The organism is Patescibacteria group bacterium (assembly GCA_023473585.1).
In the GTDB taxonomy this organism is placed as follows: Bacteria; Patescibacteriota; Microgenomatia; order JAMCYU01; family JAMCYU01; genus JAMCYU01.
On record JAMCYU010000010.1, the window covers coordinates 22,789 to 35,875 of the forward strand.

At 43.4% G+C, this 13,087-nt stretch carries 15 protein-coding genes, 2 tRNA genes and 1 rRNA gene; 7 read left to right on the forward strand and 11 right to left on the reverse strand.

All coding sequences use genetic code 11. The annotated features are described in order from the left end of the window. The first annotated feature begins 85 nt into the window (after positions 1-85). Together M1575_03965 and M1575_03970 are read left to right on the forward strand one after the other, a co-directional pair. Positions 86-157: transfer RNA gene (locus M1575_03965), tRNA-Cys, on the forward strand. A gap of 70 nt (positions 158-227) precedes the next feature. After that, positions 228-299 (forward strand) — tRNA-Ile (locus M1575_03970). An 86-nt stretch (positions 300-385) separates the two neighbouring features. Here M1575_03970 and M1575_03975 read toward each other — a convergent pair. From M1575_03975 to M1575_04000, 6 genes are all read right to left on the reverse strand, one after another. Next, positions 386-655 carry a hypothetical protein gene (locus tag M1575_03975; protein ID MCL5095849.1) on the reverse strand — a complete coding sequence of 90 codons (270 nt, stop codon included), beginning with the start codon at positions 653-655 and terminating at the stop codon, positions 386-388. 401 nt (positions 656-1,056) lie between these two features. Continuing rightward, positions 1,057-1,608 (reverse strand): hypothetical protein, encoded by a 552-nt coding sequence (locus M1575_03980; GenBank protein MCL5095850.1) that lies wholly within the window; start codon positions 1,606-1,608, stop codon positions 1,057-1,059. A gap of 211 nt (positions 1,609-1,819) precedes the next feature. Next, positions 1,820-2,296, reverse strand: coding sequence for a hypothetical protein (locus tag M1575_03985; GenBank protein ID MCL5095851.1), 477 nt, complete (start codon positions 2,294-2,296; stop codon positions 1,820-1,822). A 355-nt stretch (positions 2,297-2,651) separates the two neighbouring features. Next, positions 2,652-4,047 (reverse strand): 16S ribosomal RNA (locus tag M1575_03990). Between the two features lie 46 nt (positions 4,048-4,093). Further along, on the reverse strand, positions 4,094-4,363 hold the full coding sequence (locus tag M1575_03995; GenBank protein MCL5095852.1) for a hypothetical protein: 270 nt from the start codon (positions 4,361-4,363) through the stop codon (positions 4,094-4,096). A 241-nt stretch (positions 4,364-4,604) separates the two neighbouring features. Beyond that, the gene (locus M1575_04000; GenBank protein MCL5095853.1) at positions 4,605-5,138 is read right to left on the reverse strand and encodes a TrmH family RNA methyltransferase; all 534 of its coding nucleotides are present in this window, start codon (positions 5,136-5,138) and stop codon (positions 4,605-4,607) included. Between the two features lie 152 nt (positions 5,139-5,290). Between M1575_04000 and M1575_04005 the strand changes: the two genes are divergently transcribed. The 3 genes from M1575_04005 (at position 5,291) to M1575_04015 (ending at position 6,927) form a co-directional block, all read left to right on the forward strand. Then, positions 5,291-5,641: a hypothetical protein gene (locus tag M1575_04005; GenBank protein MCL5095854.1), complete on the forward strand. Its 351-nt coding sequence runs from the start codon at positions 5,291-5,293 to the stop codon at positions 5,639-5,641. Between the two features lie 211 nt (positions 5,642-5,852). After that, complete coding sequence (locus M1575_04010; protein MCL5095855.1) at positions 5,853-6,227, forward strand: hypothetical protein; 375 nt, start codon at positions 5,853-5,855, stop codon at positions 6,225-6,227. Positions 6,228-6,300: 73 nt separating this feature from the next. Further along, entirely contained in the window at positions 6,301-6,927 is a 627-nt protein-coding gene (locus tag M1575_04015; GenBank protein MCL5095856.1) for a hypothetical protein, read from the forward strand. 96 nt (positions 6,928-7,023) lie between these two features. Here the strand turns inward: M1575_04015 and M1575_04020 are convergent, their stop codons facing one another. The 3 genes from M1575_04020 to M1575_04030 form a co-directional block, all read right to left on the reverse strand. Then, a complete protein-coding gene (locus M1575_04020) occupies positions 7,024-7,206 on the reverse strand; it encodes a hypothetical protein (GenBank protein ID MCL5095857.1) in 183 nt (60 codons plus the stop codon). A 93-nt stretch (positions 7,207-7,299) separates the two neighbouring features. Beyond that, the gene (locus M1575_04025; protein ID MCL5095858.1) at positions 7,300-8,181 is read right to left on the reverse strand and encodes an undecaprenyl-diphosphate phosphatase; all 882 of its coding nucleotides are present in this window, start codon (positions 8,179-8,181) and stop codon (positions 7,300-7,302) included. A 10-nt stretch (positions 8,182-8,191) separates the two neighbouring features. After that, positions 8,192-8,695 (reverse strand): NYN domain-containing protein, encoded by a 504-nt coding sequence (locus tag M1575_04030; protein MCL5095859.1) that lies wholly within the window; start codon positions 8,693-8,695, stop codon positions 8,192-8,194. A 124-nt stretch (positions 8,696-8,819) separates the two neighbouring features. Here M1575_04030 and M1575_04035 point away from each other — a divergent pair, with 124 nt between their 5' ends. Beyond that, complete coding sequence (locus M1575_04035) at positions 8,820-9,170, forward strand: hypothetical protein (protein MCL5095860.1); 351 nt, start codon at positions 8,820-8,822, stop codon at positions 9,168-9,170. Here the strand turns inward: M1575_04035 and M1575_04040 are convergent. Together M1575_04040 and M1575_04045 are read right to left on the reverse strand one after the other, a co-directional pair. Then, positions 9,167-9,913, reverse strand: a complete 747-nt coding sequence (locus tag M1575_04040) for a polysaccharide deacetylase family protein (GenBank protein MCL5095861.1) — start codon at positions 9,911-9,913, stop codon at positions 9,167-9,169. The two genes, M1575_04035 and M1575_04040, sit on opposite strands and share 4 nt — an antisense overlap. Positions 9,914-10,046: 133 nt before the next feature. Further along, the gene (locus M1575_04045) at positions 10,047-12,443 is read right to left on the reverse strand and encodes a hypothetical protein (protein ID MCL5095862.1); all 2,397 of its coding nucleotides are present in this window, start codon (positions 12,441-12,443) and stop codon (positions 10,047-10,049) included. Positions 12,444-12,528: 85 nt separating this feature from the next. On the opposite strand from M1575_04045, the gene M1575_04050 reads away from it, so the two are divergent. Further along, on the forward strand, positions 12,529-12,912 hold the full coding sequence (locus M1575_04050; protein MCL5095863.1) for a four helix bundle protein: 384 nt from the start codon (positions 12,529-12,531) through the stop codon (positions 12,910-12,912). Positions 12,913-13,087 lie beyond the last annotated feature (175 nt).

Here is a 13,087-nt window from a genome sequence, read left to right on the forward strand (position 1 = left end):
TAATTGTAAAGAGGAAAGTTTTTCCAAGTCTGAATAAAAATTCGGGTTGTTAAATTTTCCTTTGTTATGTTAAAATAACCATGTTGGCGCGATGGCGAAGTGGAAACGCTGGGGTCTGCAAAACCTCGATGCGAGGGTTCGATTCCCTCTCGCGCCTCAAAACTCGGGTCGGTAGTTCATCGGTAGAACGCTTCTCTGACCTGCCCGCCGAACTAATCGAAATGTTTGGGCAAGTAGTTCAATGGTAGAACGTCGTCCTGATAAGACGAAGGTTCATGGTCCGATTCCATGCTTGCCCACAGCAAAATTTCGGGTCGGCTTAGGCAGGTGGGTAAAGAAGAGGCGGATGGTTCGATTCCATCCCGACCCACAGTTTTGAAGAAAGTTAAGCCTGGAGAACTTGCATTTTATCTCTTAAAACTACTTCTCCGTTTTTACTTTTCCACTCCCAGCTTGGATCATAATGCTTTTGTAGATCTCTAATCCGCGCTGTCTTTTCCTGTGGAGATAAATTGGGATCGTCTCTAATTTCATAGAGGACGACACGATACGGTTTCCCATCAAAAATATCTCTAATAAGAGTAGAAACAACGGGCTTTTTTTCTGGTTTAAAAACTGGAAGAAGTTGTCTTAATCTTTCTAAGCCAATTGCCATTTTAAATAAATATTTATTGGCAGAATTTATGACAAACTTATTTTACTAAATCTTCAATTAAAATGCTAGATGAAAAATCCACCAAAAAACCCCGCTTAACGCAGGGTCTTTTTTAACAACCAAAATGTGATAGGAAGGTTTTGCCTTCCTGTGATAACTTCGTCACTTAGAAAATTGTTATTTTCATCGTCACTCCGTTATCTTATATGGAAGTTTCTGTTTTTAATCCTAAAAAATCTTTCGATTTTTCAGGACAGACGAGACAGAAAACTCGGGTGTAATCACTCCGCCTATGGCGGAAACATTTCCGTGATTGTCTCCTTAGAAAGGAGGTGATCCATCCCCAGCTTCGGCTAGGGATACCTTGTTCATGTCGTTCCATCACTTTCGTGTGGCATGGACTATATCTTCATCCGCAGTAATTTAAGTTTTTCTGGGTGTCCGGAACTAATCTTTCCAGCAAAATCTTTATATGATTTTGCCTTTATGTAGAATCTCCAGTATTCCGGGTCATCCTTCTGACTTGGATTATGCATTCTCCCGCAACTAATTTTTAATTCTTCAAGAAAACGTTTTACTCTTAAAAGATCATTTCTATTCTTTTGAGCAAAATAGACGTAAAAACGAACTTGAGAACTTTTGGCAATACCTCCTTCAGCATCGAAATAACCTCTAATAAAATCAATCTTTTCTTGTTTGGATTTTATTGGTGTCTTTTTAAGGAAAATTTTAGAAAATTCCACAATCCAAAGATTGCGATTTTTTCCCTCCTTGTAAACCCAACAAGATTTTCCGAGCCTTTTGATTCCCTTTTGGAGAAAATTACAAAAAGCTTGACTTTTTGAGGCTATACGATAGGTAGTCTGTCTTTCCGTTGCGTCGTGCAAAACTCCAAGTAAATACGCTTTTGTTACCTTCGGAGCTAGCGTGTAGTCTCTACGGGGTAAACTCATAATTTGAGTATACTTCCCTCGGTATTACCATGTCCAGCAAAGCTGGATTTAGGTTTCACCGATACAGCCAGATTTTTTACCAATGTTACCACTGGGAGTCGCAACTTGATTTACGACTTAGTCCCCATCGCCGACCTCGGCTTCACTCCGACTAATGCCGGACCTTCGGCCGCTGCCGACTTTGTTGGCTTGACGGGCGGATTTCGATAGCTTAAAGTTGCTTCGATTCCCCACCCGGCGAGCGGATTTCCCGCACCGGGCGAGCCCTAAAATTCATTTCTGATTTTAATCGTCTGATTTGCAAAATACCTTCCCTTGTAAGATATTTTTTCTTATTGATTAAGTTAAAAATCTCACAAAAATTCTTAAAGGATTTTTGCTTTAACTGACCTTGCAAGGGATACTTCTTAAAGAAAGGAATAAGAGTTTCTTGAATATCTTTTTGTGAATTTATTTCAAATCTGAAACACGGTGTATGATTCTTCCGTTTTTCTTTTTGAAAATAAACTCCTCCACGACCAAAAAACTTTTTTATCTTATCTAAAAGATGTTTCTCTTCTTGTCGAAGCTTAATGTAAAAATGAGTTTCTATTTTAGGAATCCATTTTCCGGGTTTCCTGCCTCTCAAATTTACATAAAAACATCCCTCTCCGTCAGTTAATCCAACAATGTAATCAGCTGTAATCATTAGGTTACTTCCTTCACCGCTGCGTGTATAATTGGATTATATCACGGAGACGATTACTATGAAGTAGCTGACTTCTTTTAAGGTCATTGCTTCTTTCCTTAAAAGATCTCTCTGGGTCATTTAGAAAACTATTCCAGACATACCTATAGAAGCTTGGTTAATGATCTTCCCCATAACACACCGCATGAGTCGATCGCTTCTTTAAGTTATAGGTCTATCTTTTGCCTCAGGCCCTCCAGACCAGCTTCTCACGAAACCGGACCTGCCATTTATTTTTTTGGCTATAAAAGTGGATTTTAACCACTTAGTCACCGCAAAATGCGGGATCCCGCTAATGGCGGGATTTCCTAAACTGCCAGACGCGCATTCTGTCCTATACTTATAGGACATTTGTGTACAAGATCTGAGAACGTATTCACCGCGACTTGCTGATCCGCGATTACTAGCGATTCCGAGTTCATGCAGGCGAGTTTCAGCCTGCAATCCCCACTGAGGCGAAATTTTAGGGATTAGCTTCCCCTCGCGGAGTTGCAACCCGTTGTTCTTCGCCATTGTAGTGTGTGTGTTGCCCAGGGCATAAGCGCCGTGCTGACTTGACGTCGTCCCCACCTTCCTCCCAACCGAATGGCAGGGCTGTCTCTAATGAAAATTTAACATTAAATAGGGGTTGCGCTCGTTATGGCACTTAAGCCAACACCCCACGGCACGAGCTGACGACAGCCATGCAGCAGCTTTGTATCACCCTCGAAGGTCCCACGTTTCCGTGGGCTTGCAGATACATGTCAAACCCTGGTGAGGTTCTTCGCTTTGTCTCGAATTAAACCACACGCTCCACCGCTTGTGCAGATCCCCGTCAATTCCTTTGAGTTTTAAGCTTGCGCTCGTACTCCCCAGGCGCTCTGCTTAACGTGTTAACTTACGACTCCGATCTTGCGACCAGAATCTAGCAGAGATAGTTTAGGGCTTGGACTACGCAGGTCTCTAATCTGCTTCGCTCCCCAAGCTTTCGTGCCTCAGCGTCAAGGATTAGTTAGGTTTCTGCCTTCGCCATTGGTGTTCCTTCTGATATCAACGCATTTCACTGCTCCACCAGAAGTTCCGAAACCCCCACTAATCTTCAAGAATTATAGTCTCGCACCCAGTTCCAAGGTTGAGCCTTGGGATTTTAGACGCGACTTATAATCCCGCCTACGCGACTCTTTACGCCCAATAAATCCGGATAACGCTTGCACTCTACGTATTACCGCGACTGCTGGCACGTAGTTTGTAAGTGCTTATTCTATAGGTACCGTCGGACGTACCAGATGGTACATCCCTTCCCTATCAAAAGTGGTTTACAATCCTAAGATCTTCATCCCACACGCGGTGTCGCTGCGTCAGAGTTTCCTCCATTGCGCAATATTCCCGGTTGCTGCCACCCGTAGGTGTAGGGCCCGTGTCTCAGTGCCCTTGTGGCTGACCGACCTCTCAGTCCAGCTACCCGTCATCGCCTTGGTAGGCCATTACCCCACCAACTAGCTGATAGGACGCAGGCTCATCCTTCGACGCGAAGTTACTCGCTTTCTTCCTCGATTACTCTCGGAACTTATACAGGATTACCCCGTCTTTCGACGAGCTATCCTTAATCAAAGGGTAGATTCCTACGTGTTACTCACCCGTCCGCCGCTGACCTCTTGCGAGGCCCGCTCGACTTGCATGCCTAAGGCACACCGCCAGCGTTCATCCTGAGCCAGGATCAAACTCTCAAAATTAACTTCCTATCACATCCTGATTGTTAAAGTGCCGAAAAAATTTATATTACTCTCTTTCTTTGCCTTTTGGTACAATATTTTCGTACAAATTGCCTGTTTCATTATCAACGGTTAAAGTAACCCCGACTAATGGTCCATTTAACAAATCAAGTTTATGTGTGCCAAAACCTTCTCCGGTTTTCGTTCTACTAATTCTCCCGCGTGTTGCCCCAAGAAGTGCCGCTGTTTCCTCTTTCAGTTTAACTTCCCGACCGGCTAATTCGCTTGGCAAACTTACTTCTTCTCTTCTGACAAAATCATCAAGTGTTGGTGACATTTTCTCCTCCTTTCCAGGCAGAGAACAAAAAAGCCCCGCCAAGCGGGGCTGATTTCCCGTCCGCCAACTTGCGTCGACGGCTCACTTGGCGAAAACTTTAGGTCATACTTGGTGCATCATAACAAAGCCCTCGCCCTTTGTCAAGCGCAAATTGTTTCTTAAAAGACCATCTTCAAATCTGATCTTCTCCTCGATAACTTACTATATTGCTTTAAAGTAATATAGTGACAAAACAAACACGTCATTTTAATTGCTCCATGATTTCAAAGAGAATGATTCCTAAAGAAACCATGACATTTAAAGATTTATTGACGCCGAACATCGGAATCTCAACGATCTCGTCGACCATGTCTAAAACTTCCTGACTGACGCCATAAGTCTCATTACCGACGACCACTGCCAACGGAAATTCGACTTTCATTTGTGTATAGGGAACACTTCTTGCATCCTGTTCCACGACTAAAGTTTTGAGTTTTGAGTTTTGAGTTTTGAGTTCCTGGATTACTTCAACGGCCGTCGAAGCATAACTCCAGTCAACCCACTGCCAGGTATTGATGGAGGCTTTTTTAATCCGTGTGTTGGGCGGCGTTAAGGTTTCACCGCAAAGAAAGACTTTTTCCGCAGCCACGGCATCGGCCAATCGGAATATAGAACCCACATTATACGTATCAAGTACATTGTCTAGAATTATATAAATAGGATTTTTCTTAATGGAGATAAGTTCCTCTTTGGTGGGTTCAGAGGTTCTTAATTCTTTGGCACCGAGTTTAACCATGGCCTAATTCTATCAGGCCTTTTTTTCGCTTTCAAGGAGAACAAAAACCCCAGCCACGGCCAAAAGATTTTTTCAGGTTGTCAACTTCTAACTTGTAAATTTTTATGATCAGTTTTGACTTTTGAAATCTTTTTTGCTATAAGTTCAGCTGTATGGTCTGGCAGGAGTTTTTCCGTAAAGTTTCAGATTCTCCCCCCAAAAAAGAAATAGATACGAAAGAAGATATATCAAAATCCTCTCCCATTGTTTTACAACCAATAGCTATATACTTTAGCGATAGAACAGGCTGGATTTGCATTGGAAATACTCCAAGTGCAGGCAACCCTGAAGCAAGAGCAGCTAATGACCGAGCTATTTCCTCAGCACGAATGGGGAAATTTATTCAGGCCGCTGAAGAATTTTCCACTGCCAGTGCATCCGAACCAAAAATCCCGGGTTATGTAGTCAATGTTCAAGAAGCCCTCTTTGGAGAAATAAGCAAGAATTTTATCAATCTCTCCTAAAGGAAACTACAGCTTTAAAAAGGGAATAAAACCAGAAGAGACCAATGATACTACTATACCAGTCTTTGGACCGTATATAGAAAAAGATCATTATGAAAAAATTTCCCGCTTTTCCCAAAGATTTGCCGAAATTCCCGGGGTCCAAGAAGTAGTTAATAATGCAATGTCGCGCCACTGGGAAAGTCGCTACGGCGGAGCCTTCCAAATTAAAGTGGCAGAGGCTCTTGGTCCAGAAAATATTAGAGGTCTTGAAGAAAAACATAAAGTACGGGAGAGAGAAACTAACCGCGTTGATGTTGCCACCAAAAATAATATTGCTATTGAATGTAAAACTTTCGTTTGGAAAGCTGCGATTGGCACAATTCAAAAGTGGATAGAACAGGCTGTCGTTCGGCTAAGGCCTGATGAAGAAGGACACAGGTACAATAGTGTTTTAATTGTTATTCCTGAAGACAAAAATCCTCAAGAAATTAATTCAATATTAATGCCATATCTCCATTTGAATTGGCCAGAATTCTCTGATAAAATCAGGGTCTGTAGAATATCAGAATTAAAAGAAAATCTTGTTGGATTATTAGGGAGGTAAAATAATGTATTCATATTGCTTTATTTTTTACAAACCAGGTAAAAAATTTTATGAAGGACGAGAATTAAAGAAAATGATTGATAACTTGTTATCTTCAGGTTATGGGGTTTCTCCAATCTCTCCCCATGATCGGCATCTTAAAAAAGAGGGTTTTGAAATCAAGCCCCAAGAAACAGAGCTCCATCTTAGACTAGAAAAATCTGGTCACCACTTAGAGTTCCATCTTAATCCTGCCGAGGAAGAAATCCATGGAGCAATTGCAGATCTCTCAATGCCTGAAGAACAATTTAAGGAGGATCCCAAAGAAAATACTAAATTATTAGAAAGAGCAGCTTGGGTTATTTCTGCTGCAGTAAAACCTTTGTTTGCCTGGGGGGATCACGAATTAGAAATAAGTAGACTTGAACCCTGGCTTCGTTTTGACAGAATCAATGCTCTTGCCTGGTCGAATATCTTCAGTAAAGAACTGGTAGAACGCCTGGGAGGCATTAAAAATATTTTACTCAGGACATCTCCTGAGATGGAAAAGGAGGCTTCTAATATGATGAAAGAGCTCTCTATTATTCCTGTTTCTCTTTCCATTCTTCCTACCGAACCAGTATCAGCTCATATTACCCTAGAATGCGAAGCGCGTTTTCCCAATGCGATTTTACGGAGTTTTGAGATTATCTCACCTAACGCAATTGAAAAAGGCAAGTAGGTACTTCTCTCCATTTGAGGACCGTTTTTTACTAATTTCTTCAGGTTTCAACTTATATACTAGGCTTCTGACTCATTTAGGTTTCTCACCGCCTGATTATCTGCCGGTTTCAATAATCACAAAAACGCCGGCCACCGCCAAAAAGATGGCGATCAACAACCACTGGGTTGAGGCCAGCCAAAAATCAGTACCGGCCGCTCCCACACCAGCCATGATCAATGCCAAAACCGAGGCCGCCATTAAAACGCGGGCAAAAACTGGCTTTCTGTAAAAATTCATTTTCTCACCTCCCTTCGCCCGCCGAAGCGAGATAAGCGAAGGCGGGCAAAAAACAAGTTTCTTAAATCAGCTTAGAAGATTTTGAAAATGATGTCAAATAAAAGAAACCAGAATAATGATGATCGCCAAAACGATTCGGTAAACCACAAAAGGCATAAAAGACCTTTTTTGCACAAATTTTAAAAGAAATTTGATCGTTAAGATTCCGGCGGCAAACGAACTTAAAATTCCCAAAAACAATTCGATATTCGATATTCGATATTCGATATTCGATATTTTTAATATTCCTGCTAGTACGGATCCCGCAATTATCGGCGCCGACAAGAGGAAAGAAAATTTGACCGCCGCTTCCCTTTTTAAACCAACAAAAAGCCCCACCGTCATACTGACCCCGGAACGCGAAACGCCGGGAATAATCGCCAGGGCCTGACCCAAACCAATGAAAAAAGCTCTTTTTAAATCCAAATCCTCAAGGGTTTTTTGGTGAGTAAATTTTTTATCCGCAATGTATAAAAGAAGGCCGAAGAAAGCCAAACTTATAGCAATAATTATGGGGCTGCGGAAAAAGGTTTCGGCCCAGGATTCAAACAAAAAGCCGAAGACGAGACCGGGAATGGTCGCAATAAAAAGAAGGCTAAGGGCGCGGTGAGCCCACAAATTTTGTGAGGCTTCACCTTGCGAGCGCCGATGACTTTCATTTAACAACGTATGGTTTTCCGCGAGAGAATTTGAAGCCGAATCAAAATTTCTGTGGGCGACTTCAGCGCCTCGCCGAATAATCTCTAGCCATTCTCTCCAAAAATAGATTAAAATCGCCAAAAGCGTCCCCAAGTGTAAAGCGATATCAAAGGTCAGACCCGGGTCGGGAAATTTAAAAAACCAGGGAAGCAAAATTAAATGAGCGGTTGAGGAAATCGGTAAGAATTCCGTAACGCCCTGAACCAAACCCAAAATAATAATTTGGGCAAAATCCATAAAAAAGAACTTAATGGGGTCTAATCAAAAATTTAGCCGGATCTTTATCCAAATCAATAAATTCGTCCGCTTCTTCGATTAATCTCTTCGAGGCCGATTTGCCAAAAGCAATAACCTCGACTTTGCAACCGGTATTTCTTCTTAAATATTCAACCAAAGGCACATAATCGCCGTCGCCGGAAATCAAAACGACCGCGTCCAGTCTTTGCGCCAAAGTCACGGCATCAATGGTAATCCCAACGTCCCAATCGCCTTTTTTGGCCCCGCCGGCAAAAATCTGCAGTTCTTTTTGTTTGACTTCAAAACCGGAAAGTTCCAGGGCTTTGAAAAAATCTTTTTCCTGTTCAATATCGGCGGAAATAACGTAGGCAATGGCTCGAATCAGCTGCCGGCCGGCGACAGCCTCCTTTAAAATCGCCCCAAAATTAGCCCTGGCTTCATACATATGCCGGGCCGAATGATACATGTTGGAAACATCAACAAAAACGCCGACTCTTTGATTTAAATTTTTCATATAAGAAGATTATATCAAAGATAAATGAGCAATATAATATATCTTTGATTAATTCGCTTTGCTCATTATATCACTTCCTAATTCCTAATATCTATATCTAAATTACGGTGTAGGAGTAGGAGAAATGGTTGGACTTGGAGAGGGTGTTACTGATGGTTTCGGTGTTACGGTTGGCTTAACGGTGGCTTTAACGGTTGGTTTCGGCGTCGGTGAAGAAGTCGCGCTCGGTGTCGGCGTCAATTCGCTGGTTGGTGAAGGTCCGCCGACTGGCGGAGGACTCGTAAAAAGAACCTTAATCCCCTCGTCCGGTACCGGTGAAACAACTTTGTTCCGGCCAAAAGCAAACCAGGAAAATAAAATGATTAACAAAATGAAACCCAAAATCGCGGCTAAATATGTTGTTTTCTTCTCGTTTTCCATTACCTCTAATCATACCATACCAATGCAAATCAAGGGTGAGGTGACTGCCCCTTAAAGATGTCCGCTTCTCTTAAGAAGTTCAGATAAAGTTACTGGTGTCAAGTTTCGCCTCTTAAGCTCATCTAAAATCATTGGAAAGGCCTCAACATCAGTTTCAATAAAATGTTGAAGGACAATGGAACCGTTTTGAACTCTATCGCCCACTGCCCTGAAAACTCCATCTGTATTAATTCTTCCGTACTGACGCGTCGATTCGCTGTCAATATCCCAAAGAGCAACGCCTAATCCTCGTTTGGCAATAGTTGCCCTAATCCATTTTGTCCCTTCTGGTGAAGTAAATCCTGCCATTCCTGGGGGACGGATAAATCTCATCAAAACATGGGTTCTGCAAGCTCTATCAACGGCTGCTTGAGCCATATCAATCTCTCGCAAGATACCTTCTTCCGAAAGCCCAGTCAACCACGAGTGAGAATAAGTGTGATTCTCAATCTCATGTCCTTCCTCAAAGGCGCGTTGCCAAAGGGCCAAGTCTGCATCAATCATTCTTCCTGTTGGAAAAAGCGTTAATTTGACCCCTCTCCTTTTGGCGATATCAAGAATTGTCCTAACATTTCCAAGATTCCAGGCATCGTCAATCGTCAGAGCAACAAGTGGTAAAGATCTGTCTCCATGACGGTATACCGAAGCAAGTGGGATTTCTTTTTCTTTAACCTCTTGAGCACGAGGGCCTGGTGTTGGAGATGGGGGGGGTGGATGAACAAATCTTGGTTTATCTTCTTCGGGGGCTGGCCACGCCAAAACGCTACGCTCTTTATCAATTCCAAATAAAACAAATCCACCTGCGCTTGCGCATGCACCTTTTATAAAAAAACGTCTTGACACATCCATCATGTCTTTTGGGCAAACCAATTCATTATAATCCTTTTGTCAATTAAGGGTTTAGTTCCTTAATCACCCATTCCTGGGCGTTTTTCACGCCGCCGATTTTTTCGGGATAAACCTTAAGATTTTGGGTGAATTCCTGATCGCAAGTCGCGTCCGGAACAAAGGGCACCTGGTAAGGATAAAGTCCGCCTCCCTGAAGCCAATAACCGGGCGCTTTATTGGCCATATAATCGGGCACCGAAGCCAGACAATAATTTAAATCGGATTCGCCGGCGTCCGACCAATTGTTGGTCTCCTTCTTGGCCGGCTTAAAAATCGCTTGAAAAATCCCGTTTTGTCCGGCCAAAGCTTCGTGAACCGTATTTAAATAGGGATAATAAACAACCGGCCAAACCGGAGTGTTAAAATCATCGCCGGCATTGCCTTTGGTACATTGATTTCCAGTCCATTGTTCGCAAGTTAAAGTCGTTGACGGTCCGACGAAAAGCGCGTGACCGGAAATATCAACTTCGTCACTCCCCCCGCCCGGTTTTGAGGCCGGAAGATTGGGCGGCGTGCAAGCCGGCGCCTGACCCGGCGGCAAGGGGTTGCTGCCCTGAAACCAGATATCTCCCGGGCAGGTTGACGGGTAATTGTCTCTGGGTTCAAAAGTTAGCTTCAGAGGAATCGTTGACGGATCGGTCCCGACCGGATAAGTTGGCAGAAATAAATTGGCCATGGGATAATCAGTCTGAAGATAGATTCCGCCGCTGCCCGACGGGATATTTTCATAATGAATACCAATATGATTATTGATTTGGACATGGATAAGCGAAGTCGAGATATTGTGGGTGACACGAACGCCGTACTGTAATCTGCCGTTTTGAACCCAGGTTTTTTCAATCGTCACGCCGATCTGTGGACAGGCGGTTTCTGCTGGGAGAACTTTGCCTGTATTGCTTTCGGCCAGATTATTCGTTTTTAAAATTTGCGCCGTGCCGCTTTGGGCGGCCGATAAAAGCATGCCGGACAAAAAAACCGAGGTGTCTTTTAAGGCGGAAATCCAGGGGGTTTTGGTCGTCACCGTCGTTCCGTCTCCCCCATCGCAGGCGGCCATCTTCACCGCCCCATTAACTAAAGTTTTGGGGTTGGCAATTAAGGGAATCTGAACCCATTTTTTGCCCCATTGTCTTTGCCAGGCGTTATAAGAAGGATCTCCGGCTTGGGGCGGCGCCTGAATGGCTCCAATATCGGTCCCGTCCGCGATCAAACACTCGTTGGAGCTGGCGGTCGGACACTCAAGACTGCCGATATTTTGGGATGAGCAATAAGTTCCGTTTTGACATTTTTGTAAATAATCCTTGCGCATTTCGGTTTGCAAATCCAAACTGGTTAATCTGGCCAAAACACCGGCTTTTTCCGGCCGGCCCAAACCCAGAGTATTTTGGATAACCGCATTCCCCTGATAGGCAAACGGCCCGGCTAAATACTGCGTCAGTTCCTGGGCAAAAGGAATGGACAAATCCTTAAATTGATCAAAAAAACCGGCCCTGGTAACCGTTCTTTTCGTTTCGCCGGGAAAAAGCGAAGCGTCCTGTTTAAACTTGACCGGGTCGGTTAAGGAAGGCGTTGTCTCGTTGGTTTCGACTTTTCTGGTCGGCGTAAAAGGCTTGGAATTAATAACCCCTCCGGCTGTCCCGGCACAGGAGTCTTTTTGCGGAATATATTGTCTTGAGGCTTCGGGTAAACTTTGCCACCAGTCTTTGCGGGACCTGGGATCCATATAACAGCCCGAGTCCCGAATCGCCAATTTCACCTCGCTTGAGGCGGCAAAGCCGAAAATCTGGCCGGAGCGAAGCGCCGGCAAAGATTTTCTGCCCTGGCTGTTTAAGTTTTGATAAAGATTAAGTAAATTCTGATCAACGCAAATATCCTCAAGCTGCAGCGTATAGCCGGTCGCAACGGTGTCATTGTTCGTGTATTTAAGGGTAATGCTCGTGTCCGTCGCGTATAAAACTAAAGCTTCGTAACCGCTGCCGATCGTGTAGCCCGACCTTGGCAGTCTTAAGGCTTCGCCGGCGTTGGCGCTAAAACCCAAAAGTGTGACCTCCGGTTCGTCAAGAACCTGACCTTTCGTGTTGTTCGCCCAATTCCAGTCATAAACCTGATAAGTGCCGACAATCGGCCGCGCCCCTCCGCCGTCAAAAAGCGTCGCTAACTGCGGCGCAATGGTTTCCGTCGGTCCGGGCATTTCGACCAGAACCCGATCTTTACTGGCGGGAACATAACCTCTAATTAGTAAATTTAAATCAGGATGTTGGTTAGCCGGACGATCAGCAACCGGCGGCAAAACCTGAAGCGAACCGTAATTTTCGCCCGAACCCGAACAAGCCGCCATGGCAGGAGAAACAGCTGATAGGGCGTAGATAATAGATAGTAGTAGAACGAGGAAAATTTTCCGCATTAAGTTCAGTTTAACAAGAAAAGAAAGAAAGTGTCAAATTGTTTTGGATATAGATAATAGATATAGGAATTAGTAGAATGAAATTATGACCATTATAAAACTTGAAGAGCTTAATGTTTGGCAGGATTCAAGAAAATTGATGAAAATAATTTACGAAACGGTTAAAATCTTTCCCCCAGAAGAAAAATATAATCTCATTAAACATTTAAAAGAGTCTTCCAGAAATATACCTGGGAATATCGCTGAGGGTTTTGGTAGATTCCACTATCAGGAAAGCATTCAATTCTACCGCATTGCTCGTGGTTCTTTAAATGAGGTAAAAAGCGACATTTATTGTGCTTCCGATGCTGGTTATCTTAAGACTGATAAGAAAAACGAAATTTTACAACAAATAGAAACGGTGGCAAAAATGTTAAACGGCCTAATTTCTTCAACCAAAAGATTAAAAGTTTCCTCTCCTAATTCTTAATCACCAATTCCCAATAACTATATCTTTATCTAATCTTACGGTGCGACTTCCTGCCAGGTCAGGCGGTTGAAGCCGAAAGCTGGGGGAAAATTGACCAGGAAATCGGGACGATAGACAAAGTATTCTGAAGGATTTAAATTATTGTCTAAACTTATATTACGATAGAGGTTGATGC

Bases quoted from the DNA above. Each gene is read 5' to 3' on its own strand.
- M1575_04045 (MCL5095862.1), bottom strand. From the start codon at position 12,443: ATGCGGAAAATTTTCCTCGTTCTACTACTATCTATTATCTACGCCCTA.
- M1575_03975 (MCL5095849.1), bottom strand. From the start codon at position 655: ATGGCAATTGGCTTAGAAAGATTAAGACAACTTCTTCCAGTTTTTAAA.
- M1575_04030 (MCL5095859.1), bottom strand. From the start codon at position 8,695: ATGAAAAATTTAAATCAAAGAGTCGGCGTTTTTGTTGATGTTTCCAAC.
- M1575_04025 (MCL5095858.1), bottom strand. From the start codon at position 8,181: ATGGATTTTGCCCAAATTATTATTTTGGGTTTGGTTCAGGGCGTTACG.
- M1575_04005 (MCL5095854.1), top strand. From the start codon at position 5,291: ATGGTCTGGCAGGAGTTTTTCCGTAAAGTTTCAGATTCTCCCCCCAAA.
- M1575_04035 (MCL5095860.1), top strand. From the start codon at position 8,820: ATGGTTGGACTTGGAGAGGGTGTTACTGATGGTTTCGGTGTTACGGTT.
- M1575_04020 (MCL5095857.1), bottom strand. From the start codon at position 7,206: ATGAATTTTTACAGAAAGCCAGTTTTTGCCCGCGTTTTAATGGCGGCC.
- M1575_03985 (MCL5095851.1), bottom strand. From the start codon at position 2,296: ATGATTACAGCTGATTACATTGTTGGATTAACTGACGGAGAGGGATGT.
- M1575_03995 (MCL5095852.1), bottom strand. From the start codon at position 4,363: ATGTCACCAACACTTGATGATTTTGTCAGAAGAGAAGAAGTAAGTTTG.
- M1575_04015 (MCL5095856.1), top strand. From the start codon at position 6,301: ATGATTGATAACTTGTTATCTTCAGGTTATGGGGTTTCTCCAATCTCT.
- M1575_04050 (MCL5095863.1), top strand. From the start codon at position 12,529: ATGACCATTATAAAACTTGAAGAGCTTAATGTTTGGCAGGATTCAAGA.
- M1575_04000 (MCL5095853.1), bottom strand. From the start codon at position 5,138: ATGGTTAAACTCGGTGCCAAAGAATTAAGAACCTCTGAACCCACCAAA.
- M1575_03980 (MCL5095850.1), bottom strand. From the start codon at position 1,608: ATGAGTTTACCCCGTAGAGACTACACGCTAGCTCCGAAGGTAACAAAA.